The organism is Methylococcus geothermalis (assembly GCF_012769535.1).
In the GTDB taxonomy this organism is placed as follows: domain Bacteria; phylum Pseudomonadota; class Gammaproteobacteria; order Methylococcales; family Methylococcaceae; genus Methylococcus; species Methylococcus geothermalis.
In genome coordinates this window covers 521,190-543,340 of the sequence record NZ_CP046565.1, presented here as the reverse complement: position 1 = coordinate 543,340, position 22,151 = coordinate 521,190, and the positions used below count along the sequence as shown (strand labels likewise).

The 22,151-nt window shown below is 64.4% G+C and carries 23 protein-coding genes; 10 read left to right on the top strand and 13 right to left on the bottom strand.

The genetic code is table 11. The features are described 5' to 3' along the window. Positions 1-6 precede the first annotated feature (6 nt). From GNH96_RS02570 to GNH96_RS02555, 4 genes are all read right to left on the bottom strand, one after another. Positions 7-228 carry an acetyltransferase gene (locus GNH96_RS02570; RefSeq protein ID WP_169601999.1) on the bottom strand — a complete coding sequence of 74 codons (222 nt, stop codon included), beginning with the start codon at positions 226-228 and terminating at the stop codon, positions 7-9. A 129-nt stretch (positions 229-357) separates the two neighbouring features. Continuing rightward, on the bottom strand, positions 358-1,161 hold the full coding sequence (locus tag GNH96_RS02565; protein ID WP_169601998.1) for an SDR family NAD(P)-dependent oxidoreductase: 804 nt from the start codon (positions 1,159-1,161) through the stop codon (positions 358-360). Between the two features lie 57 nt (positions 1,162-1,218). Next, positions 1,219-1,647: a ribose 5-phosphate isomerase B gene (rpiB, locus tag GNH96_RS02560; RefSeq protein ID WP_169601996.1), complete on the bottom strand. Its 429-nt coding sequence runs from the start codon at positions 1,645-1,647 to the stop codon at positions 1,219-1,221. A gap of 40 nt (positions 1,648-1,687) precedes the next feature. Next, positions 1,688-2,194 carry a peroxiredoxin gene (locus GNH96_RS02555; protein WP_169601994.1) on the bottom strand — a complete coding sequence of 169 codons (507 nt, stop codon included), beginning with the start codon at positions 2,192-2,194 and terminating at the stop codon, positions 1,688-1,690. A gap of 181 nt (positions 2,195-2,375) precedes the next feature. On the opposite strand from GNH96_RS02555, the gene GNH96_RS02550 reads away from it, so the two are divergent. Both GNH96_RS02550 and dhaK read left to right on the top strand, forming a co-directional pair. Next, on the top strand, positions 2,376-3,392 hold the full coding sequence (locus tag GNH96_RS02550; RefSeq protein ID WP_169601992.1) for a Gfo/Idh/MocA family protein: 1,017 nt from the start codon (positions 2,376-2,378) through the stop codon (positions 3,390-3,392). A gap of 30 nt (positions 3,393-3,422) precedes the next feature. Further along, positions 3,423-4,412 (top strand): dihydroxyacetone kinase subunit DhaK, encoded by a 990-nt coding sequence (gene dhaK / locus GNH96_RS02545; RefSeq protein ID WP_169601990.1) that lies wholly within the window; start codon positions 3,423-3,425, stop codon positions 4,410-4,412. A gap of 130 nt (positions 4,413-4,542) precedes the next feature. Here the strand turns inward: dhaK and dhaL are convergent, their stop codons facing one another. From dhaL to edd, 3 genes are all read right to left on the bottom strand, one after another. Further along, positions 4,543-5,181 carry a dihydroxyacetone kinase subunit DhaL gene (gene dhaL / locus GNH96_RS02540; RefSeq protein WP_169601988.1) on the bottom strand — a complete coding sequence of 213 codons (639 nt, stop codon included), beginning with the start codon at positions 5,179-5,181 and terminating at the stop codon, positions 4,543-4,545. A gap of 118 nt (positions 5,182-5,299) precedes the next feature. Then, positions 5,300-5,923 carry a bifunctional 4-hydroxy-2-oxoglutarate aldolase/2-dehydro-3-deoxy-phosphogluconate aldolase gene (locus GNH96_RS02535; protein WP_169601986.1) on the bottom strand — a complete coding sequence of 208 codons (624 nt, stop codon included), beginning with the start codon at positions 5,921-5,923 and terminating at the stop codon, positions 5,300-5,302. A gap of 32 nt (positions 5,924-5,955) precedes the next feature. Further along, complete coding sequence (gene edd / locus GNH96_RS02530) at positions 5,956-7,785, bottom strand: phosphogluconate dehydratase (protein ID WP_169601985.1); 1,830 nt, start codon at positions 7,783-7,785, stop codon at positions 5,956-5,958. A 271-nt stretch (positions 7,786-8,056) separates the two neighbouring features. On the opposite strand from edd, the gene GNH96_RS02525 reads away from it, so the two are divergent. From GNH96_RS02525 to GNH96_RS02510, 4 genes are read left to right on the top strand one after another with little or no spacing between them, the layout of a single operon-like run. Continuing rightward, positions 8,057-8,284, top strand: coding sequence for a helix-turn-helix domain-containing protein (locus GNH96_RS02525; RefSeq protein WP_228720079.1), 228 nt, complete (start codon positions 8,057-8,059; stop codon positions 8,282-8,284). Continuing rightward, the gene (locus GNH96_RS02520) at positions 8,281-9,459 is read left to right on the top strand and encodes a ParB/Srx family N-terminal domain-containing protein (RefSeq protein WP_223163455.1); all 1,179 of its coding nucleotides are present in this window, start codon (positions 8,281-8,283) and stop codon (positions 9,457-9,459) included. The genes GNH96_RS02525 and GNH96_RS02520 overlap by 4 nt, the downstream gene beginning before the upstream one ends. Continuing rightward, the gene (locus GNH96_RS02515) at positions 9,449-10,450 is read left to right on the top strand and encodes a hypothetical protein (RefSeq protein WP_169601984.1); all 1,002 of its coding nucleotides are present in this window, start codon (positions 9,449-9,451) and stop codon (positions 10,448-10,450) included. The genes GNH96_RS02520 and GNH96_RS02515 overlap by 11 nt, the downstream gene beginning before the upstream one ends. Beyond that, complete coding sequence (locus GNH96_RS02510; protein ID WP_169601982.1) at positions 10,447-11,538, top strand: DNA methyltransferase; 1,092 nt, start codon at positions 10,447-10,449, stop codon at positions 11,536-11,538. The genes GNH96_RS02515 and GNH96_RS02510 overlap by 4 nt, the downstream gene beginning before the upstream one ends. Before the next feature lie 263 nt (positions 11,539-11,801). Here the strand turns inward: GNH96_RS02510 and GNH96_RS02505 are convergent, their stop codons facing one another. Next, positions 11,802-13,052, bottom strand: coding sequence for an integrase catalytic domain-containing protein (locus GNH96_RS02505; protein WP_223163454.1), 1,251 nt, complete (start codon positions 13,050-13,052; stop codon positions 11,802-11,804). Between the two features lie 221 nt (positions 13,053-13,273). Between GNH96_RS02505 and zwf the strand changes: the two genes are divergently transcribed. Both zwf and pgl read left to right on the top strand, forming a co-directional pair. Continuing rightward, positions 13,274-14,761, top strand: a complete 1,488-nt coding sequence (zwf, locus tag GNH96_RS02500) for a glucose-6-phosphate dehydrogenase (RefSeq protein WP_169601978.1) — start codon at positions 13,274-13,276, stop codon at positions 14,759-14,761. Position 14,762: 1 nt separating this feature from the next. Next, positions 14,763-15,470, top strand: coding sequence for a 6-phosphogluconolactonase (gene pgl, locus GNH96_RS02495; RefSeq protein WP_169601976.1), 708 nt, complete (start codon positions 14,763-14,765; stop codon positions 15,468-15,470). A gap of 16 nt (positions 15,471-15,486) precedes the next feature. Here pgl and GNH96_RS02490 read toward each other — a convergent pair whose 3' ends face one another. Beyond that, complete coding sequence (locus GNH96_RS02490; RefSeq protein WP_323848039.1) at positions 15,487-16,380, bottom strand: sulfite exporter TauE/SafE family protein; 894 nt, start codon at positions 16,378-16,380, stop codon at positions 15,487-15,489. A 63-nt stretch (positions 16,381-16,443) separates the two neighbouring features. Here GNH96_RS02490 and GNH96_RS02485 point away from each other — a divergent pair, with 63 nt between their 5' ends. Then, positions 16,444-17,727: a multifunctional CCA addition/repair protein gene (locus GNH96_RS02485; protein WP_169601974.1), complete on the top strand. Its 1,284-nt coding sequence runs from the start codon at positions 16,444-16,446 to the stop codon at positions 17,725-17,727. Between the two features lie 17 nt (positions 17,728-17,744). Here the strand turns inward: GNH96_RS02485 and GNH96_RS02480 are convergent, their stop codons facing one another. After that, positions 17,745-18,638 carry a phosphoribosylaminoimidazolesuccinocarboxamide synthase gene (locus tag GNH96_RS02480; protein WP_169601972.1) on the bottom strand — a complete coding sequence of 298 codons (894 nt, stop codon included), beginning with the start codon at positions 18,636-18,638 and terminating at the stop codon, positions 17,745-17,747. 87 nt (positions 18,639-18,725) lie between these two features. Here GNH96_RS02480 and djlA point away from each other — a divergent pair, with 87 nt between their 5' ends. Next, the gene (gene djlA, locus GNH96_RS02475) at positions 18,726-19,556 is read left to right on the top strand and encodes a co-chaperone DjlA (protein ID WP_169601970.1); all 831 of its coding nucleotides are present in this window, start codon (positions 18,726-18,728) and stop codon (positions 19,554-19,556) included. Positions 19,557-19,559: 3 nt separating this feature from the next. Here djlA and GNH96_RS02470 read toward each other — a convergent pair whose 3' ends face one another. From GNH96_RS02470 to GNH96_RS02460, 3 genes are read right to left on the bottom strand one after another with little or no spacing between them, the layout of a single operon-like run. Next, positions 19,560-20,018, bottom strand: a complete 459-nt coding sequence (locus GNH96_RS02470) for a CopD family protein (RefSeq protein WP_169601968.1) — start codon at positions 20,016-20,018, stop codon at positions 19,560-19,562. Between the two features lie 34 nt (positions 20,019-20,052). Next, on the bottom strand, positions 20,053-20,784 hold the full coding sequence (locus GNH96_RS02465) for a 16S rRNA (uracil(1498)-N(3))-methyltransferase (protein ID WP_169601966.1): 732 nt from the start codon (positions 20,782-20,784) through the stop codon (positions 20,053-20,055). A gap of 6 nt (positions 20,785-20,790) precedes the next feature. Further along, positions 20,791-22,146 carry an adenosylmethionine--8-amino-7-oxononanoate transaminase gene (locus GNH96_RS02460; RefSeq protein ID WP_169601964.1) on the bottom strand — a complete coding sequence of 452 codons (1,356 nt, stop codon included), beginning with the start codon at positions 22,144-22,146 and terminating at the stop codon, positions 20,791-20,793. Between the last annotated feature and the right edge of the window lie 5 nt (positions 22,147-22,151).

Below are 22,151 nucleotides of genomic sequence, written 5' to 3'. Positions count from 1 at the left end.
GGGAAGCTATTTCTTCAGCTCGCTGTCGCGATAATGGGGATCGAGCCAGCAGCGGGGCAGATCCTCGCCGGAGGGAAATACCAACTCCGACTTGGCGAACTTCTCCGGGTCCTGCAGCTCCTCCCCGTAGTGCAGGCGGCCGGGCACCATCTTGTGCATCGGATTGAACAAATCGCCGAGGCCGAGTATTTCGACCAGATGTCCGTTCTGTTTTTTCTTGAGAAACATGGGTCTTCTCCATCTGTGGCTGAAACGGCAACCCGAAGGCGATTCGCATGGCGACGATCGATCCATCGGTCCCGCGCAAAGACTACTCCCACCGTGAAAACATTTTCAACATCGCGGTGCGCTTCGAGATCACCCTCGCGGCCTAAGCAGCATCGCATTGATCGCCAGGGTGAGGCGCCGGGGCGCCATCTGCCCGCCAAACGCGAGAAGTTTCGCGAACAGCCCGGGAACACAGACCATCCGGCCCCGCTGCATTGCGCAATAGCCCGCCTTCGCCACCGACTCGGGCCGACGGGTCATGAAGGAGCGGTATAGCAGGGTCTTGGCGAAATCCCCCGCTTCCTGGAACCGGGTATCGACCGGGCCGGGACATAAGGCAGTGACGCTGACCCCCGACCCTCGCAGCTCGGCGCCGAGCCCTCCGGAAAAAGAAAGCACGAACGCCTTGGAGGCATAATACGCCGCCGCCCCGGGGCCGCCCGGCTGCAGGGCGGCGAGCGAGGCCACGTTCAGAATCCTGCCGGATCGGCGCATCAGCATGGCGGGCAGGAACCGCTTGGTGAGATGAACCACGGCGGCCGTGTTCAACCGCATCATCGCCAGTTCGTCCTCCAGCCGCGTATCCCGGAAACCGCCATGCACTCCGACTCCCGCGTTATTGACCAGATAGTCGACGGTAATCCCCGCCGCAGTCACGGCAGCGTGGACGGAGGCAGGCGCTTCCGGCTCGGACAGATCCGCCGCGATGGTCATCACGTCGATGCCGTGGCGGCTTCTGAGCTGCTCGGCGAGGGCGTCCAGACGATCCCGGTGGCGGGCCACCAGGACCAAGCCAATGCCATCGGCGGCAAACAGCCAGGCGAGTTCGGCGCCGATCCCGGAAGAAGCCCCGGTGATCAGTGCCGTTTTCTTGCCATCGGTCGTCACGTTCATGACAGTATCTCCCTTGCGGTTTCACCCCCTTTCGACATTCCCCGGCCGGCGCTAGAGCTATTCGTCGATCGCCACGATCCGGGGAATGTGCCGGCCGCCCTCGAAGCCGGTCGAAAGAAAGGTCTCCACGATCTTCTTGGCCATGTCCAAAGTGACGATGCGCTGGCCCATGGCGATGCAGTTGGCGTCGTTGTGCCAGCGGGTGAGGTAGGCGGTTTCCTCGTTGAAGCAGTAGCCGCAGCGGCAGCCCTTGACCCGGTTGGCGACGATGGCTTCGCCGTTGCCGCTGCCGCCGAGGACGATGCCGCGCTCGACTTCACCGCGGGCCACGGCCACGGCGCAAGGGCGGATCCAGGTGGGGTAATCGGTGCGCTCGTCGCTGAAGCAGCCGTAGTCGACGACGTCATGGCCGAGCGAGGTCAGCCAGGCGCGGAGCTGTTCCTTGTGGTCGAAACCGGCGTGATCGGATGCGATGCCTATTTTCATGGGCGGATTCCTTACGTAGGGTTGGGGGCGGTCGGCCCGGTCACAGATGCGCCAGCACGGCCTCGGCATTCGAGACTTCGAACTTGCCGGAGGCTTCGACGCCGAGGTATTTGACCACGCCGTCGTCGACGATCATGGCGAAGCGGTGGCAGCGGATGCCCATGCCGTTGGCAGTGAGGTCGCGGTCGAGGCCGAGCTTTTTGACATAGTCGGCGCTGCCGTCGGCCATCATGCGCACCTTGCCGCCGGCCTTTTGCTCCCGGCCCCAGGCGGCCATCACGAAAGCGTCGTTCACGGCCATGCACCAGATTTCATCCACGCCCTTGGCCTTGAGCCGGTCGTAGTTGGCCACGAAGCCGGGCAGATGCTTGACCGAACAGGTGGGGGTGAATGCGCCGGGCACGCCGAAGATCACGAGCTTCTTGCCTTTGGCCTGTTCGCCGACATCGAGCGCCTTGGGATTCATCGGACAGGCGGTGGCCGGATCGAACTCGGTGCATTCGGTGAGCGTGCCGTCGGGCAGGCGATCTCCTACTTGGATGGTCATGGAATATCCTCCGGATGTTTCGTTATAGGATTGGCGAAACGGAGAATGGCCCAAGCGATTGCGGAAGTCAAAACCTGACCGCCGATAAAACCTCATGAGTTTCATGGATTTAGAACGTCGAGCCGGCGCCGCCGTCCTGTGCTAGAGTCCCCGCCTTGAACCTGCGATCAGGAGACCCACCATGGACAAGCCATCGAAACTCCGCTGGGGCATCCTCGGCGCGGCCCGCGTCAACGAGCGCCTGATGCCCGCCATCGTCGAAGCCTCCAATTCCGAACTCATCGCCATCGCCAGCCGGCGCCCCGGCGCCGCCGCGGCAACCCTGGCCAAATATGCCCCGCACGAGCAAGGCGTGCGCACCTACGACCAGCCCGAAGCCTTGCTCGCCGATGCCGAGGTGGAGGCCGTCTATCTCCCCATGGCCAATCACGAGCACGCCGAATGGGCGGTGCGGGCGATCCGGGCCGGCAAGCACGTCCTGTGCGAGAAGCCGATGGCGCTGACAGTGGCGGATATCGAGGCAATCGAAGCCGCCGCCCGCGAGCACGGCGTCACGGTCATGGAAGGCTTCATGTACCGCTTCCATCCCCAGCACGCCCGGGTGCTGGAGATCGTCCGCTCCGGCGCGATCGGCGACGTGCGCTATGCCCGCGCCAGCTATTCGTTCATGATGCGCCCGGCCCGGCGTTACCGTCTGGAGCACGATGTATGGCACGGCGGCGGCGCGATGTGGGACATCGGCCCGTATGCGGTACATTCCTTGCGCCTGTGCTTCGAACAGGACCCGATCGCAGTGGCGGCGATGGCGAAATACGTCGAAAGCGGCGCAGACGTCGCCACCAGCGGCATGATCGAATTCGGCGACGGCCGGCGCGGCCATTTCGACATCAGCTTCGAATGCGCGCGGCGCTCGGAGTACGAGATCACCGGCACCCTGGGCGGCGTGAAATGCCATGCGGCCTGGCAGAATCCGGGCGACGTGCCGGTCATCTCGTGGTGGACCGAGGACGGCCGCCAGTGCGTCGAACAGCTACCGGTGGCCAACCATTTCCGGCTGGAGATCGAGCATTTCGCCGACTGTGTGCTGAACGGCAAGCCGCCGCTGCTGTCGCTGGACGATGCCAAGATGAATTGCCGGACCATCGTGGCCGCGCTGGCATCCGCCGCCAGCGGCGAATCGGTCAAGCTGGCCGGATAGCGCACCCTTCATTGAACCCCAGGGAACCCCATGAAGAAATTCATCGACACGATCGACGGCTTTCTCGACGAAAGCCTGCGCGGCTTCGCCAAGGCCCATGCCGATATCGTCGATTTGAGCCCCGAGCCCCGCTTCGTCTCCCGCAAGGCCCCGGCCAAGCCGGGCAAGGTGGCGCTGGTTTCGGGCGGAGGCTCGGGGCACGAGCCCCTGCATACCGGCTTCGTCGGCCTCGGCATGCTGGATGCGGCCTGCCCCGGCGAGGTGTTCACCTCGCCGACGCCGGATCAGATGCTGGCGGCGGCCCAGGCGGTGGATCATGGCGGCGGCATCCTGTTCATCGTCAAGAACTACGCCGGCGACGTCATGAACTTCGAGATCGCCGCGGAGATGCTGGACGCCCCCCACGACTCGCTGCTGGTGCACGACGACGTCTCGCTCCCCGAAAACCGGGGCATGGGCCGGCGCGGCATCGCCGGCACCACGGTGGTGGAGAAGATCGTCGGCGCGGCGGCGGAAGCCGGCTACGATCTGGCCGCCTGCAAGGCCCTGGGCGAAAGGGTGGTCCATGCCACCGCCTCCATGGGCGTCGCCCTGACCAGTTGCACCGTGCCGGCCTTGGGCAAGCCGATGTTCGACCTCGGCGAACGGGAGATGGAAATGGGGGTCGGCATCCACGGCGAACGCGGCCGGGAGCGCATGGCGCTGGGCAGCGCCGGCGAGATCGTGGACTACATCGCCGCCGTCATCGACGACGAGCTGCAGCCGCAACCCGGCCAGCCCGTGCTGCTGCACGTCAACGGCTTCGGCGGCACCCCGCTGATCGAGCTGCATCTGATGTACGAACTGGCGCACCGCCACTGGAGCGGACGCTCCGTCGACATCGCCCGCTCCCTCGTGGGCAATTTCACCACCTCGCTGGACATGGCCGGCTGCTCCCTCACCCTGACCCGGCTGGACGAGGAAATGCTCCGGCTATGGGACGCGCCGGTGCACACGGCGGCCTTGCGCTGGGGGTGCTGAGGCGGCCGGGGGAGTCAAGACGCGCATCTCGCCCAGATCCCGTAGATTCCGTAGGGCGGATGCCGACAGGCGATCCGCCGACCAAGTGACCCGTTTCGACCCGGCGGAACCCGAAAAAGACGGTTCCGCCCTACCGCGATTTTGCGGCCAAGACCTCGGCGATGGCCGAAATCATCAACTGGCTGCTGCGGGCGCCGGCATCGACGTGACCGATGGCGCGCTCCCCCAGGAATGAAGCGCGGCCCTTGGTGGCGATCATGTCGCGGGTGGATTCCATGCCCGCCTCGGCGGCGCGGCTCACCTCATCCACCCATTGCGGCACAGACAGGGACCGTTCCACGGCGGACCTCAGGGCGTCCGCCACCGGAATCAGCACGTCCAGCATGGTCTTCTCGCCCAAATCGGCCTTGCCGCGCGCCTTCATTGCCTCCACGCCCTGAGCGAACGCCTCGGCCAGATTCGGCCGATTCATCTCCCGATCCTTCAGCGCCTTGCCCATGGCGATGAACAACGTGCCGTACAGCGAGCCCGACGCCCCGCCCACCGACGACATCAGGGTCATGCCGATTTTCTGCAGAGCCGCCGGCCAGTCCAGTGCCGAGATACTTTCGGCCTGCTTCGCCAGGGCGTCCAGCCCACGCTGCAAGTTGAGGACATGATCGCCATCGCCTATCGCCCGATCGAGAGCGGTCACCTCCTCGGCATGGGTCTGGATAGCCGAAGCGGCGCCTTGGACCAGGCTGGGGATGAGATGGGGAGTCGCTGGCATCGGATCACCTTTCATGCAGAGGGTGGAAGCTGAAGCGTGTGGTGACTTCGATCAACGCCTCCAAGGGCGATGAATGTCGAATCGTCTGCTTGCGCAGGGCCGTCCCCACCAGGATGCTTCAGGGCTTGAGCGCGGCCGCTTCTTTCGCCAAGCGGGTGATGTCCGCCCAGTTCCCGGCGGCAACCCGATCCTTGGGCGTCAGCCAGGAGCCGCCGACGCAGACCACGTTGGGGAGCTTGAAGAAATCCGGGGCGTTCTGGGCGTTGATGCCGCCGGTCGGGCAGAACCGCACCTGCGGGAACGGACCGCGGAAGGATTCCAGCATCTTGACGCCGCCGGCGGCCACCGCGGGGAAGAATTTCATCACGGTCAGGCCGCCTTCGAGCACCTGCATCACCTCGGTGGTGGTAGCGACGCCGGGGAAGAACGGCAGCTTGCTGTCGACGATCGCCTTGAGCAGGGTCGGGGTGGTGCCGGGGGAGACGCCGAACTGGGCGCCGGCGGCGATCGAAGCTTCGAGCTGGGCCGGGGTGGCGATGGTGCCGACGCCGACGATGGCGTCCGGGACGTCCCGGCGGATGGCCTTCACGGCGTCGAGGCCGGCGGCGGTGCGGAGGGTGATTTCCAGCACGCGGATGCCGCCCTCGACCAGGGCGCGGGCCAGCGGCACGGCGTCTTCGGGGCGGTCCACCACCATCACGGGCATGACGCTGGTGGCGTCGATGATCTGATCCAGAGTCATAGTTTTTCCTAAGCGGTTAAGGAAGGCGCGCCTCAGCGGCCGCCGTCGTCGAAATGGAAGGTGAAAGCGCCGCGTTCCGGCGTATCCGCCAGGTGGCGGAAGCCGCTGAACAGCTCCCGTCCGCAGCCGAACTGGTTGCCGGACAGATCGTCCGTCACCGGCTCGCGCAGCGACCAGCGGTCGGCCGGCACTTCGGCTTCCAGCTTGCCCTGCACGGCATCGAGCAGGATGGTGTCGCCGGTGCGCAGCAGGGTCAGCGCGCCGCCCATGGCGGCCTCCGGCGAGATGTGGATCGCCGCCGGCACCTTGCCGGAAGCGCCGGACATGCGGCCGTCGGTGATGAGGGCGACCTTGAAGCCGCGGTCCTGCAGCGAGGCCAGGGCCGGCGTGAGCTGGTGCAGCTCGGGCATGCCGTTGGCGCGGGGGCCCTGGAAGCGCAGCACGGCGACGAAATCGCGCTCCAGCTCGCCGCGCTTGAAGGCGTCGATCAGCTCGTCCTGGCTCTCGAACACGATGGCGGGAGCGCGCACCACCCGGTTTTCCGGCGCCACCGCCGAGACCTTGATGACGCCGCGGCCGATGTTGCCGGTGACCAGGCGCAGGCCGCCGTCCGGGCTGAACGGTTCGCTCGCCGGGGCGAGCACCGCCGGGTCGTGACTCTTTTCCGGCGCATCGCGCCAGGCCAGGGTGCCTTGATCCAGCCAGGGCTCTTCCGCCCAGCGGCGCAGGCCGGGGCCGAGAATGGTCTGCACGTCTTCGTGCAGCAGACCGGCATCGAGCAGCTCCCGGATCAGGAAGCCCATGCCGCCGGCAGCGTGGAAGTGGTTCACGTCGGCCTTGCCGTTGGGATAGACCCGGGCCAGCAACGGCACGACGGCGGAGAGGTCGTTGAAGTCGTCCCAGTTGATCTCGATCCCCGCGGCACGGGCGATCGCCACCAGGTGGATGGTGTGGTTGGTCGAACCGCCGGTCGCCAGCAGGCCGACGATGGCGTTGACGACGACGCGCTCGTCGACGATGTGGCAGAGGGCGGGCGCGGTGGCGTCCTGGGCCAGCTCCGCCGCCACCCGGGTGGCGGCGCGGGTCAGGGCGTCGCGCAGCGGCGTGCCGGGGTTGACGAAGGACGAGCCCGGCAGTTGCAGGCCCATGATCTCCAGCAGCATCTGGTTGCTGTTGGCGGTGCCGTAGAAGGTGCAGGTGCCGGCGCTGTGATAGGACCCCATCTCGGATTCGAGCAGCGCGTCGCGGCCGACCTTGCCTTCGGCGAAGGCCTGCCGGACCTTGGCCTTCTCCGAGTTGGGAATGCCGGACACCATCGGGCCGGCCGGCACGAACACGCCGGGCAGATGGCCGAAGCGCAGCGCGGCGATGAGGAGGCCCGGCACGATCTTGTCGCAGACGCCGAGGTAGAGGCCCGCGTCGAACACGTGGTGCGACAGCGCCACCGCAGTGGACAGCGCGATCACGTCGCGCGAAAACAGCGACAGCTCCATCCCGGTCTGACCCTGGGTCACGCCGTCGCACATCGCCGGCACGCCGCCGGCGACCTGGGCGGTGACCCCGGCTCGGCGGGCCTCCGCCTTGATGATCTCCGGGTAGTGCTCGTAGGGCTGGTGCGCCGAGAGCATGTCGTTGTAGGCGGTGACGATGCCGATGTTCGGCGCCGTCGCGGCCTTCAGCACCAGCTTGTCGTTGGTGGGCGTCGCCGCGTAGGCGTGGGCCACGTTGGTGCAGGCGATGTGGGAGCGTTCGACGCCCTTCTGACGGGCGCGGTGCATGAGTTCGAGATAGGCCGCCCGGCGGTCGTGGCTGCGGGCGCGGATGCGGTCGGTGACGTCGACCAGCGTGGGGTGCAGGAACATATCGTCGTTGATGCTCTTCTTCTGTGGAGGCGCTGGGAAGCGCCCATCGCCGGGGATAAATCCTTCGCATTTAAGCCAAGCCGGAAACGAGTGTCAAGAAACGGCAACACACTGTCTTCTTCGGTGAATTTCCCGTTCTGGCACCGTGGCATGAGCGTACATACGCTTTCAGATATTCGGTATACGCGCAGCGTAGACAAATAAATCAACTAACTTCATAGTATTTTTCTAGTCTTGTAGCTTTTTTGTCTTCTGTGGGAGTGGTTTGTACGTGACCATCACGCCAGAGCAGTGCCGTATGGCACGTGCCGGATTGAGCATCAGCCAAGCTGATTTGGCGCGACAAGCAAATGTTGCGCCAGCGACTATCGCGGAATTCGAGAAGAGGAGGAGGACACCTTATGACCGAACCGTGCGCGACATCCAACGTGTTCTCGAGGAAGCAGGGGCAACTTTTGTCGACGGCGGCGTGACGCTCACGTTGGAGCAAGAAAAATGACCAGTACAGCAATCAAGATACCCACCGACGTTCCGTTTGAGGGCACGACAAGGGTCAGTGTCGATTGGCTCAAACTCGACCGGGAGAACCCGCGCCTCGTGGGAGCAAGTGCGCTCACGACAGAGGAAAGCATCGTGGCGCAGCTTTATCGCGGAGAGGAATTGGGTGAGCTGCTTCAGTCGATTGCAGCGAACGGCTATCTGGACATCGAGCCGCTGATTGTCTGGTTTGACCCTGCCGATCAAAAATTCACGTGTCAAAAATTCACGGTACTCGAAGGCAACCGCAGGCTCGCAGCGATCAGGCTCTTTCGCGAACCTGCACTTGTTGAGGCCGTCGCCAAGAGTGAGCGCCTGAGGATCGGCGTGCCCGAGATCAGTCCAAAAGTAGAGGCGACGCTTGCGCAGGTCTCCGTTTATCGCGTTCGAGGCCGGGATGCCGCCCGGTCGTTCATCGGCTTCAAGCACATCAACGGGGCGGCGAAGTGGGAATCCTACGCGAAGGCAAAATTCGCGGCCGAGTGGTACAAATCCGGCAATGTGTCACTGGAGGAAATTTCCGAGAAGATCGGCGACCGACATGACACCATCAAGAGAATGGTGGCCGCGATCTATGTTCTGGAGCAAGCAGAGCGCGCGAATATCTTTTCTCTGTCGGATCGAAATGTCACGAAGTTCAATTTCTCCCACCTGTATACGGCCCTCTCTCGGTCCACTTACATGACCTACTTGGGGTTAGAGACCGCATGGTCACGCTATGACCCCCAACCCGATCCCGTTCCTGCCGACAAGCTGGATCGGCTACGGGAAGTACTGGTGTGGATTTACGGCTCTAAGGAAGACGATAATAAAGAGCCGGTTGTTCGGTCGCAGAATCCTGACATCAAGAACCTTGGTGAGACGCTTGCCAGTGCTGAAGGTCTCCATATCCTGCGTGCAGGCGGCACGCTGGCGGAAGCTCACGCGAGTACCCGGCCTGCCGACGAAACTCTCTCGGCAGCGCTTATTCGAGCCCGCAGCACGCTCCGCGAGGCGGCGAACAGCCTGCGGGGCTATGACGGACGCGACCAATCGCTTTTGAACATCGCGGAGGACGTTTCCGAGACTGCGCAGACTATCTTTGATCGCATGAGGAAAAAATATAAGGATGCCATAGGGGACGGCAGTGGCAATTGAACTTTACTTTCCTCACGATGAAATTGATACCAAGAACCCGAATTTTGATCTAGCGGCCGATTATCTGGAATTGACCGCTTTCTTTTCGGATCAGTCGAGAGCATTCACAAAAGACCTGATTAATGCGACAGAGATAGGTGCCGACGAAGACTATAGCGACGTTGACGAAGAGATGACCGACCGGGAAGAGATCGTATCCGGTGCGATCAGGAGGATCGATGGCAGACTCCGTGCACTTGGTACATCCTATCCGTTCGCGTTGGACGAGAACGGTGATGTCCTGACATATGTTGGCCAGGAACCTTCATATGGGCAGGCGGCCTATATCCTGTCGCTGGTGTTGTCCCATCTGAAGGCTGTTTCTCCAATTCTCGATGGCTCGACTGTGTATCCTACAGACGCAGAAATCGTCGAACTGCGGAAATATTTCCAGTATTTCGCAACAGCGGCGTTGGCGGCTGAAGTGAACGGGCGAGCTTGGTCATTTGGACATCCACGGCCGGACAAGTCCACTTTTCACACGAAGCTTGCCGAGATTTGGAGCGTATTTCGTGACGGGGATATCCAGCCCGCGATTGGCGTCCCCGAAAGTCCTAAGGATGACCAGATCGATGTATTTGCGGCACGTATTCATCCTGACGGTTTGCCGGGTTTCCTTCTTGCCGCTGCGCAAGTAGCGACAGGCAACAACTGGCACGAAAAATCGCTTCGCCATCATCTGGAAAAAGTGTTCCCAAGCCGCTGGTTCGGGCAGCAGCCGGTGACGATGATGCTGTGCTACCACATCATTCCGTTTGCCCGCCCCGATGACAAATTCTTCGATGACTGCCGCAAACTGGGCAATGTTCTTCATCGTCTTCGCGTCCCCTATCGCGTCGCGGAGGCGCAAGGACTCCACGATCAAGGAATCGCTATCGAGGCGTTCGACCAACTCGCCGTAGCGGTGGATTGGGTGAAGGCATATGCGACGAGGGGAGTGGCAGCCGCATGAGGCACCGCTTTCATTCCATCTGCCCCTATTTCGCGATGTTTCCTGAAACCTTCGTGGCGAAGCATCTTGCTGCGACTCGTTTTAATGGCGTGGTATTCGATCCTTTTTGCGGTCGGGGTACCACCATTTTCGAGGCATTGTTGAATGGGAGGGAGGCCGCAGGTTGCGACCTTCACCCAGTGGCTGTCTGCATCACCGGTGCCAAGTGCAACCCACCGAACCGGGGCGAGGCGCTTGCTCGAATAGACGAACTGGAAGCGTCGTTATCGATTCTTCCCCCCCTCCCGCTTAGCGAGGAAATGGCTGAATTTTTCGCTGCCTGTTTCCATACAGATACGTATGAAGAAGTGCGTTTCCTTCGAGCCAATTTGGATTGGCGAAACGACAGGACAGATCGCTTCATTGCTGCTCTTTGTCTGGGGGCACTTCACGGCGAATCTCACCGGAGCCCGAACTATTTCAGCAATCGGATGCCTCGCACGATTAGTACCAAGCCAGCTTATTCGGTGCGCTGGTGGGTCAAACATGGCTACGCCGCTCCGCGCCGTGATGTTTTCGCTATTTTGCGCAATATGGTCGATTTCCGTTTTCGAACGCCGCCGCCAGAAAGCCGTGGTGAAGTCGTTGAGTCAGATGCCCGCAAAGCGAATATGGCTTTTCCGAATTTGGAAGGCAAGGTGACGGACATCATCACGTCCCCCCCTTACCTCGATACGACCAATTATCGCGAAGACCAGTGGCTCCGGCTTTGGTTCTTGGGCGAACCGCCCAAAAGCACCCAAGCTCGGGATGACGGGCGTCATTGCAACAGAACACTCTACTGGAGCTTTTTGAAGGAAGCGTGGGAAGGGGTCGCTCCTCTGTTGGCGCCACAGGCGAGAGTCGTAGTGCGGATCGGCGGACGAAAACTGTCTAAGGAAGAGATGTTCGCTAGCCTGTCGGCAAGCCTCAAAGACGCGACCGGCCGCCTTGTCAAGCCTGTCGACGACGGTGTGACGACACCTGTTAAACGGACGCAGGCTAACAGCTTTCGGGGCGCAAAAGCGTCACCTACTGTCGAACATGACTTTTGCTTCTTGATTAGTTGAAGCTCAACTTTAAGGGCTGTGATTGCAAGGCACCGACTGTGCTGGTGCCACACGATGCGATCAACGAATCGAAACGGTTGTCCAACTTTCTCCGATTCGATATCAAGGGGTAAGTATCCGTCCACTATCCCGGAATGGCTGCTTTCGAGCTCAATGCCCGTTGAAAAAACGCTCTCCGCCAGATTTTCGGCCTGTTGGGTAACCCATTGCAAGTCCTTTCCAATCCAGAGATGAGCCTGAAGGAGGGTTGAGGAAGCAGCGGTTCAGGCGGCGTTGGTTTGGGATTGGTTGATGAGTTGAAAGAGTTCAGCCCGAGCCTGATTCAAGCGTTGGGCGGCTTCATTATCGCTGTATCGGTTGGCGATGGCATCCAGTGGTTGGAAGGTGATGCCGGGCTTGAGGTATTCGGAGGCTTGGGGCAAGGATTTCCATTTCTCGTAGGGCGTCATCATGTCCTGGTAGCGGTAGTGTTTGCGAAGCTTACCTTTGGCATCGACCGATTCGGTGGGGAAGTGGCAGGGCCTGTGGAAGTTGAGATACTCGGTGAGCATGCCGCTGGTGAAGCGATTGACCGCCGCGGCGAAGCGGCCGGGGATATGGCTGTAGCCGAGGTGTTTGCGGAGGGTGGAGCCGTTTTTGGATTCGACCAGGGCATTATCGTTGGTCTTTCGAGCGCGAGACTTGGTCTGTTCGATACGGAGCTTTTCGAGCAGTTTGGCGACTTTCTTGTTGATGTACTCCGAGCCGTTGTCGGTGTGAAACCCCTGGATGGTGAAGGGGAAGCTGTTGAGGAGTTGGGTGAGCACCGGCACCAGGAAGTGCTCGCTGATCTTGGCCGTGGCAAAGACGGCTTGGAACGGGGTGACTTCATCCACCGCGTGGATCAGATACAGCCCCTTGATGCCGTCCAGATCGCCCTGATGGACCGAATCGATGCGCAGATAGCCGGGCTTGCCTTGGGGTGTGGGCTTGCGCCGTTCGCCGATCTGGACATGAACCGGGCGGGTCTTGTCGAAGCTGCCGCGCTGAGTCCGGTAGGTCTTGTGCTGGCGCAGGTTGTAGAGGTGGCCGTTTGAGATTCGCGCCAACCGTTCGAAGCGGGCGTCGCCGAAGACCTGGTGCATGCGCTCGCACAGCTTGCGTATCGCGGGGCCCGAGAGCGTGCCATGCAGCGCATCCGTCTCGGCCAGCAGGCGAACATCCTCCGCCGTGTAGCGCCGCGCCAAGGGCTTGGCGGGAGCTCGGCGGCGATCCTCGATGACACCCGCGCGGCAGAACTGAGTGATGGCGCGGGTCAGCTGGGCTCGGGACAGCCCGGTCACCTTGGCCAGGTAGCGGCGCAGCAGGCCCTTATCGGTCCGTGTGCAGTGCATGTAGCGAAAGCGCTTGAGCGTGTCCGTCATCCACAGATGGGCGGCGGTGCGGTCGGTGAGAGTGAAAGAAACGGGCTCATTGCCCTCCACGAAGGCGCGTACCTGCGCCAGGGTTTGAAGTCCTGCGGTCTGCAAAGTCACGATCACCTCTCCATGATCCCAACTTCGCCGCCTCCAGGCTCACCTCACACTGGAAACACGGCCCTCCCTTCAGGCTCATGTGTCATTGGACAAGGCTATTGCTCGACAGCCCCTATCGCGGCGACTAACATTGACCATTTTTGCCGGGCTTTCTTCGTTGCAGGTCCGGCGCGTCACTCGCACCCTGCCGGCCGCGAATCGGCGGGGGCCATAACAAGAGGATGTCAGCGGTGAGTCAGCTCCCATTTCCCGAATCGTTCAACATGGTGTTCTTCGGCGGCGCCGGCGACCTGGTCACGCGCAAGCTGTTGCCGGCGATGTACCAGTGCCACAAGAACGGCCTGCTGGTCGAAGCCGGCCGTATCGTCTGCGTCGACCGGCAGGACCTGAGCGAGGACGCGTTCCTCGCGCTGGCGGACGAAAAGGCCCGCCAGTTCATTCCCGCCGCCGATTGGGACGAGGCGGTGTGGGCGGCATTCCGCCAGCGTCTGGCTTATCTGCGCATCGACGCCACCCAGCCCGAGCAGTACGCTCCACTGAAAGAACGGCTGAAGAAGTCGCCAGCCGCGGTGACCGTGTTCTACCTGTCCACCGCGCCGTTCCTGTTCGCGACGATCTGTGCCCATCTGACCCGGCAGGGTCTCAACGGCCCCAACAGCCGGGTGGTGCTGGAGAAACCGCTGGGGCATGATCTGGCCTCCGCCAATGCGATCACCGCCGACGTGGACCGCTATTTCCACGAGAACCAGGTCTATCGGATCGACCATTACCTGGGTAAGGAGTCGGTGCAGAACCTGATGGCCCTGCGCTTCGGCAACGCGCTGTTCGAGCCGCTGTGGCGAAGGATGTGGATCCGCGACGTCCAGATCACCATCGCCGAGGACGTCGGCATCGGCACCCGCGCGGGCTTCTACGACAAGGCCGGCGCGCTGCGCGACATGGTGCAGAACCATCTGCTGCAGCTGCTCTGTATCGTGGCGATGGAGCCGCCGGCCAGCCTCGATTCCAACGCCATCCGCAACGAAAAGCTCAAGGTGCTGGAATCGCTGGTGCCGTTCACCGAAGAAGACGTGCATGAAAAGACCGTGCGCGGCCAGTACCGCGCCGGCCTCTGCGGCGGCAAGGCGGTACCGGGCTATCTGGAGGAAGACGGTATTCCGCCCGGCAGCCACACCGAGACCTTCGTCGCCATCAAGGCGGAAATCGCCAACTGGCGCTGGGCCGGGGTGCCGTTCTACCTGTTCACCGGCAAGCGGCTGGCGGAGCGGCTGGCGGAAATCGTCGTCCACTTCCACGACGTCCCGCACCCGATCTTTCCGCTGCCCAAGAGCGGCGCCTGCGCGCCGGCCAAGCTGGTGATCCGGCTGCAGCCGGACGAATTCATCCGGCTCTATCTGTATGCCAAGCAGCCGGGCGATTCGATGGAGCTGCAACCGGTGTCGCTGGACCTGAACTTCGCCGAGCAGTTCAAGGTGCGCCGCGCCGAAGGCGGCTACGAGCGCCTGCTGCTCGATGCCATCCGCGGCAACCAGGCGCTGTTCGTGCGGCAGGACGAACAGGAGCGGGCCTGGCGCTGGGTCGAGCCCATACTCAACACCTGGGCCAACGATCCGAAGGGACCGTTGCCCTACGCCGCAGGCACCTGGGGACCGGCGGCTTCCCTGGATCTGCTCGAACGCGACGGCATTTGCTGGCACGAGGGAAACTGAAATGACCGAGATTCGATGGTTCGATGACAACGCAAGCCTGGCTCCGGCCTTGGCCGCGGCCGTGGCCGAGGATCTGCGCACCGCCTTGGCAACGGCTCCGGCGGCCACCCTGGCCGTTTCGGGCGGCCGCTCGCCGGTGCCGGTGTTCGAAGCCCTGCGCGAAGCCGATCTGGACTGGGCGCGGGTCGTGGTCACCCTGGTCGACGAGCGCTGGGTGCCGGAAACCGACCCCGCCAGCAACGCCGCCCTGGTGAAGACCCATTTGCTGCAGGGCAAGGCGGCGGCGGCGCGCTTCCTTCCCCTGTATACGGGGGATGCTTCCGCGGCGGCGGGCGAGGCGAGCCTGGCCCAAGCCTTCGCCGACCTGCCCCGCCCGTTCGCGGCGCTGATCCTCGGCATGGGCGACGACGGCCATACCGCCTCGCTGTTCCCGGCCAGCCCCAACCTGGACGCCGGTCTGGCACTGGGCGGCACGGTGGACGACACGCCGCCGTGCCTGGCCCAGGTGGGCGCCGTCGCGCCGACCGAGCGCATCAGCCTGACCCTGCCATGGATCCTCGACGCCCGGCGGATCTACCTGCAATTCGGCGGTGCGAGCAAGGTGGACGTATTCAACGCCGCCCAGGCCGGTCCGAACCGGCAGTATCCCGTGAGCTTCGTGCTGGCCCAGACCCAGACGCCGGTCACGGTGTTTGCGGCGCGGAACTGAACGGCCCGCCAGCCTTTCAGGGTTCGAGAAAAGATCTCAGCCCCGGTACTGCCGCAGCGGCGGTTTCCAGCCCCGTGTTCAGCGCGCCGAGCCACGCGGGATCGACGGATTTCCACAGCATGCGGGCGCCCAGCAGGAACAGCACGGAGGCGAACAGCCGCTTGAGACCCTGCATCGGCAGGCGGTGGGCCAGCGCCGCCCCGTACGGCGCGGTCAGCGCGCTGGCGGCGCCGATGCCGAGGAAGGCGGGCCAGTAGATGTAGCCCAGGCTGTGGGCGGGCAGCGATGGATGGTCCCAGCCCAGGACGACATAGCTCAGGGTGCCGACGACGGCGATGGGAAAACCGCAGGCCGAGGAGATGGCGACGGCATGGCGGATGTTCTGGCGGCAGCGGAGCAGGAAAGGCACGGTGAGGCTGCCGCCACCGATGCCGAACAGCGCCGACAGGAGGCCGATCACGAGCCCGCCGCCGGTCAGCACGCCGAGCGAGACGGGCTTTTCGCCCGCCGCTTCTTCGCGCCTGCCCCGGTACACCTGCACCGCGACCAGCATCAGGAACACCGCGAACGACTGCTTGAACCGCTGGGTGGGCAGATGGTCGGCGACGATCGTGCCGGCCACCGTACCCAGGGCGATCCCCGGCACCAGCCGCCACACCAGCGGCCAGACCACCGCGCCGCGGCGGTGGTGGGCGCGGAGCGAAGAGACCGAGGTCACCACGATGGTGGCCAGCGAGGTGGCGACCGCCATGATCATGAGGATGCTTTCCGGCACGCCCTGGCCGGGGAACAGCCCGACCAGGAACGGCACGATGATGGCGCCGCCGCCGATGCCGAACAGGCCGGAAGCGACGCCTGCGATGGCGCCGAAGGCGAGATAGAACACGAGCGTGGTATACATATCGGTCATGCGGCCGTCCCGGCAGGTTCCGCAGGCGCCGGAACGAACCTTGAATCCTTACGAGTCGAATCGATGAAAGCCTTTTTGGTCGGCGGCGCCGTCCGTGACCGCCTGCTCGGCCTGCCGGTCCGGGAACGTGACTGGGTCGTGGTGGGCGAATCGCCGGAAGCCATGATCGCGCGCGGCTTCCGCCCCGTAGGCCGCGACTTTCCGGTGTTCCTGCACCCGGAAACCCACGAGGAGTATGCCCTCGCCCGCACCGAGCGCAAGACCGCGCCCGGCTACCGCGGTTTCGTCGTGCATGCCGAGCCCGACGTCACGCTGGAGCAGGACCTGGAACGGCGCGACCTCACCATCAACGCCATGGCGGAAACGCCGGACGGTCAGCTCGTCGATCCCTTTGGCGGCCGGCGCGACCTGGAAGCTCGGCTGCTGCGGCACGTTTCGCCCGCCTTCGCCGAAGATCCGGTGCGCATCCTGCGCGTTGCCCGCTTCACGGCCCGGCTGACGCCGCTCGGTTTCCGCGTGGCGCCGGAAACCCTGGTGGCAATGCGGCGCATGGTCGAGGCCGGGGAGGTCGACGCCCTGGTGCCGGAACGGGTCTGGGCCGAACTCGCCAAGGCCCTGGCCGAACCGGCGCCCTCGGCCTTCTTCCGGACCCTGCGCGACTGCGGGGCACTGGAACGGCTGTTCCCGGAAATCGAGCGGCTGTTCGGGGTACCCCAGCCGCCGCAGCATCATCCCGAGATCGACACCGGCGTGCACACCCTGATGGTGCTGGATCAGGCCGCGCGGCTGACCGCCGACCCTTCCGCCCGCTTCGCCGCCCTGACCCACGACCTCGGCAAGGCGCTCACGCCGCCGGAACGCTGGCCCAGCCATCGCGGCCACGAGCGCCTCGGCCTCGACGCCCTGAACGCGTTGTGCGACCGCTTCCGCGCGCCCAACGCCTACCGCCGGCTGGCGGAGAAAGTGATGCGCTACCACGGCCTCTGCCACCGCGCGGCGGAACTGCGCACCTCGACCCTGGTGGATCTGCTGGACCGGCTGGGCGCGCTCAAGCGTCACGACGACACCCTGGAACTCTTCCTGCTCGCCTGCGAGGCGGACGCCAGAGGAAGGACCGGCTTCGAGGACCGGCCCTATCCGCAGGCCGACTGGCTGCGGCAGGCGCGCCGCGCGGCCGTCGCGGTCGACAGCCGACCGCTGCTGGAACAACAACTGCAGGGCCCGGCGTTCGGCCAAGCCCTGCGGTATGCGCGCATCGCCGCCGTGCGGCGGCTCCGAGCCGCTCGGTCCACCGAGCCGCCTCGCGACCGCCGCCCCGGCCCTCTCCCCCAGGGAGAGGGAGGGTAAGTCGGCTGCGCGCTATATCAACCGCCGGTCAGCCGCCGCTCCGCCTCCCGGTATTTCTCCGCGGTGCGGGCCAGGATGTCCGGGGGCAGATGCGGCGCCGGGGGCTTCTTGTCCCAGTCCAGCGTTTCCAGGTAATCGCGCACGAACTGCTTGTCGAAGCTCGGCGGGCTGATCCCGGGGCGGTAGCTGTCGGCCGGCCAGAACCGCGAGGAATCCGGAGTCAACGCCTCGTCGATCCAGTGCAGCACGCCGGCCTCGTCCACCCCGAATTCGAACTTGGTGTCGGCGATGATGATGCCGCGTGCCAAGGCATAGGCCGCCGCTTCCCGGTACAGGCCCAAAGCCACCTCGCGCACCTGTTCGGCCAGTTCCCGCCCGACCAGGCCGATCACCTGGTCGAACCCGATGTTTTCGTCGTGAGTGCCCATTTCGGCCTTGGTGGACGGCGTGAACAGCGGTTCCGGCAGCCGCTCGGCCTGCCGCAGCCCCGCCGGCAGCTCGATGCCGCAGACGGCGCCGCTGCGCTGGTAGTCCTTCCAGCCCGAGCCGATGAGATAACCCCGCACCACGGCTTCCACCGGCAACGGCTTGAGGCGTTTGACCACCATGGCCCGGCCCTCGACCTGCTCGCGCTCGCCCGTATCGGGCAGCACCGCCTCCAGCGGCGTCCCGGAAAGGTGGTTGGGCACCCGGTCCTTCAAGCGGTCGAACCAGAATCGCGAGACGTGGGTCAGCACCCGGCCCTTGCCCGGAATCGGGTCGGGTAAAATGACGTCGAAAGCCGACAGTCGGTCCGTCGTGACGATCAGCATCAGATCGTCGCCGGCCTCGTAGATATCGCGCACTTTTCCCCGCGCTTTGAGTCGCAGTGAAGACAGGCTGGATTCGAACAATGTCTCAGGGGCGGTCATCGGGCTGACTCTTCCAGACTTTAAGGACAAACATCAATCATGTAAGGTGCGAGGATTTATGGCAAGTATCAAGGAACGGTTTCTCAAGTGAGCTGGCTCGGCAAACTCTTGGGGGGCACTTTCGGCTTTCTGCTCGGGGGCCCGCTGGGCGCCTTGCTGGGCGCCGCCATCGGCCACAAGCTGGACGGCGACAAGGACAAGTATGCCCAGATCGAGTCGGATCTGTCGCCGGGCGCCCAGCACCGCATCCAGATGGCCTTCTTCACCGCTACGTTCTCCGTGATGGGCCACATCGCCAGGGCCGACGGCCGTGTGTCCGAGGCGGAAATCACCGTGGCGCGGACGGTGATGAACCGCATGGACCTGTCCGAAGGCATGCGCCGCGCCGCCATCGAACTCTTCACCCGCGGCAAGCAACCGGACTTCCCGCTGCGGGAAGCGGTCGAGCAGTTCCGCAAGGAATGCCACCGCCGCTATGCCCTGATCCGGATTTTCCTGGAAATCCAGCTCGAAGCCGCCTTCGCCGACGGCCCCGTCAACCTGGCCGAGGAACGCGTCCTGATCGCCATTTGCGACCAGCTCCACATTTCGCGCTTCGAATATCATGCGATGAAAGGACGCCTGGATGCGGCGATACGCTTCGCCCGCGCCTATCGGAGTTCCTCCTACGGCGGCAACCGGAACATGCCGTCGCGCCGCCGCGAGGATACGCTGCAGGACGCCTACGCCATGCTCGGCATCAAGGCATCGGCCGGCGCCGACGAGATCAAGCGCGCCTACCGCAAGCTCATCAGCCGGCATCATCCGGACAAGCTGGTCGCCAAGGGGATGCCCGAGGAGATGGTGCGCATCGCCAACGAGAAGACCCAGCAGATCCGCAAGGCTTACGAGGTCATCGCGGCGGCGAGAAACCTCTGAGCCTCAAATCGGCAGGAAACTCCCGCCGCTCGCCACCGCCACGGTGATCAATCCGAGCAGTAGATTGATGCCGACCAGACGGCGGATCACGCCCAGGGCTTCCGTCCCCATCGCCCAGTCCTCCGCAGCCACCGCGGCTTTCAACGCCTTGTACGGCCTGGCGTAGATCACCCCGAAAATCACGGTCATGGTGAGGGCGATGAGCAGCATCAGATGCACCGGCCACCCCACCTGCCCGAAGCCGCCATAGGCATGGATCAACCCGAACCCGGTGAGGAACAGCAGCACGATGGCGCCCTTGACCCAGGGAAAGAAGCGCGCGAACACCGCATTCCAGAGCCGGAGCCGTTGCGGCGCGTCCAGCAGGCCGGCGGCGGGGCGCAAAACCTGGTGGGCGAAGAACATGCCGCCGACCCACAGGACGGCGGACAGAACATGCAGTACGAGTGCCAGTAACATCATGGGATTGCCTGCTCGATGTCGAAGGGGGAAGGGGTCAAGCGGCCAGGTCGCCCCACAGGGTCTGGATCGCCGTCAGCGCGGCCAGGGCGGCGGTTTCGGTGCGCAGCACGCGCGGACCGAGCCGGATGGGAGTGAACGACTCCGCCACCGCCGCTTCGCGCTCGGCGTCGCTGAAGCCGCCTTCCGGTCCCGACAGCAGGGTCACCATGCCGACGGGCGGTTCCAGCTCCCGCAGGCCACCGCGGGCATGGGGGTCGAGAAAAATCTTGAGGCCCGCTGCGGCCGGTAGCCAAGCGTCCAGGGAGCGCGGCTCCAGCACTTCCGGCACCCGGTTGCGCCCGCTCTGCTCACAGGCGGCCCAAACCACCCGGCGCCAGTGCTCCAGCCGCTGCGCCTTGCGTTCGCCATCGAGCTGCACCACGCAGCGTTCGGTGAACAGCGGGGTGATCGCGCCGACCCCCAGCTCCACCGCCTTCTGGATGGCCAAGTCCATGCGCTCGCCCCGCGAGATGCCCAGTCCCAGATGGACACCGAGCCGGGATTCCCGGTCGACCGGCCGGTAATCGCCGACCGCCAGCCTGACCTCCTCGCGATGGCAGGCGACGATGCGCGCGGCAAATTCGCCGCCTTCGCCGTTGAACACCGTGAGATCGAAGCCGCGCTTGAGCCGCAGGACCGTGCGCAGATAATGGGCGTGCTCCCCGTCCAGCACGACATCGGCGCCCGATGCCAGTGGCACCGGCAGATAGAGCCTGGAAATGCGCATGGCCTTTCAATCTTCCGTCGCCAGCAGCAGCCCTTCCCAGGCCACTTCCGCCATGAAGCGGATCTGGTCCGGGCTGATCACATAGGGCGGCATGAAGTAGATCACATTGCCCAGGGGGCGCAGCAGCACGCCCCGCTCCAGCGCGCGGCGGTAGACCCGCAGGCCGCGCCGCTCCCGCCAGGGATAGGGTTCGCGGGTCGCCTTGTCCTTCACCATCTCGATCGCCAGGATCATGCCGCGCTGGCGGACCTCGGCGACATGGGGATGCTCCAGGAAACGTTCCGTGGCCTCGGCCATGCAGCACGCCAGTTCGCGGTTGTGCCCCAGCACGTCGGTCCGATCGAACAGCTCCAGCGTCGCCAGAGCCGCCCGGCAGGCCAGCGGGTTGCCGGTGTAGCTGTGGGAATGCAGGAAGGCCCTCAGGGTGCCGTAGTCGTCGTAGAAAGCCGCGTAGATTTCCGGCCGGGTCAACACCGCCGCCAGCGGCAGATAACCGCCGGTCAGACCCTTGGACAGGCACAGGAAATCCGGACTGATCCCGGCCTGCTCGCAGGCGAACAGGCTGCCGGTGCGGCCGAAACCGACCGCGATCTCGTCGGCGATGAGGTGGATGTCGAGCCGGTCGCAAGCCTCGCGCAGCAAACGGAGATAGACCGGGTCGTACATGCGCATGCCGCCGGCGCACTGCACCAGCGGTTCGACGATCACGGCGCAGATGTCAGCGGCGCCACGCTCCAGAATCGCCAGCATGTCGCGGAACCGCCGCTCGGCATAGCCGGCTTCGGTTTCCCCCGGCTCGCGTCCGTAGGCGTCGGGGCTGGGCGCGGCCACGGCTTCCATCAGCAGGGGCCGGTAGGTTTCCTTGTACAGCGGAACGTCGCCCACCGCCAGAGCGCCCAGTGTCTCGCCGTGGTAGCTGTTCTCCAGGGTGACGAAGCGGGTCTTGTCGTGCCGCCCCAGGTTGCGCCAAAAGTGGAAGCTCATCTTCAGCGCCACCTCGACCGCCACCGAGCCGTTGTCGGCGTAGAAACAGCGCTCCAGCCCCGGCGGAGTGACGACCGTCAGCCGCTCGGCCAGCCGGATGCCCGGCTCGTGGCTGAAACCGGCGAAGATGACCTGCTCCAGCCGCCCGAGCTGGTCGGCCAGCGCGGCGTTGATCGCGGGGTGGCAGTGGCCGAACAGGTTGACCCACCAGGAACTGATCGCGTCCAGGTAGCGCTTGCCGTCGAAGTCTTCCAGCCAGACACCCTCGCCGCGCCGGATCGGGATCAGCGGCAGCGACTCGTGGTCCTTCATCTGGCTGCACGGATGCCACAGCACCGCCAGATCGCGGTCCATCCATTCGCGGTTGGCAGATGTCATGCCCT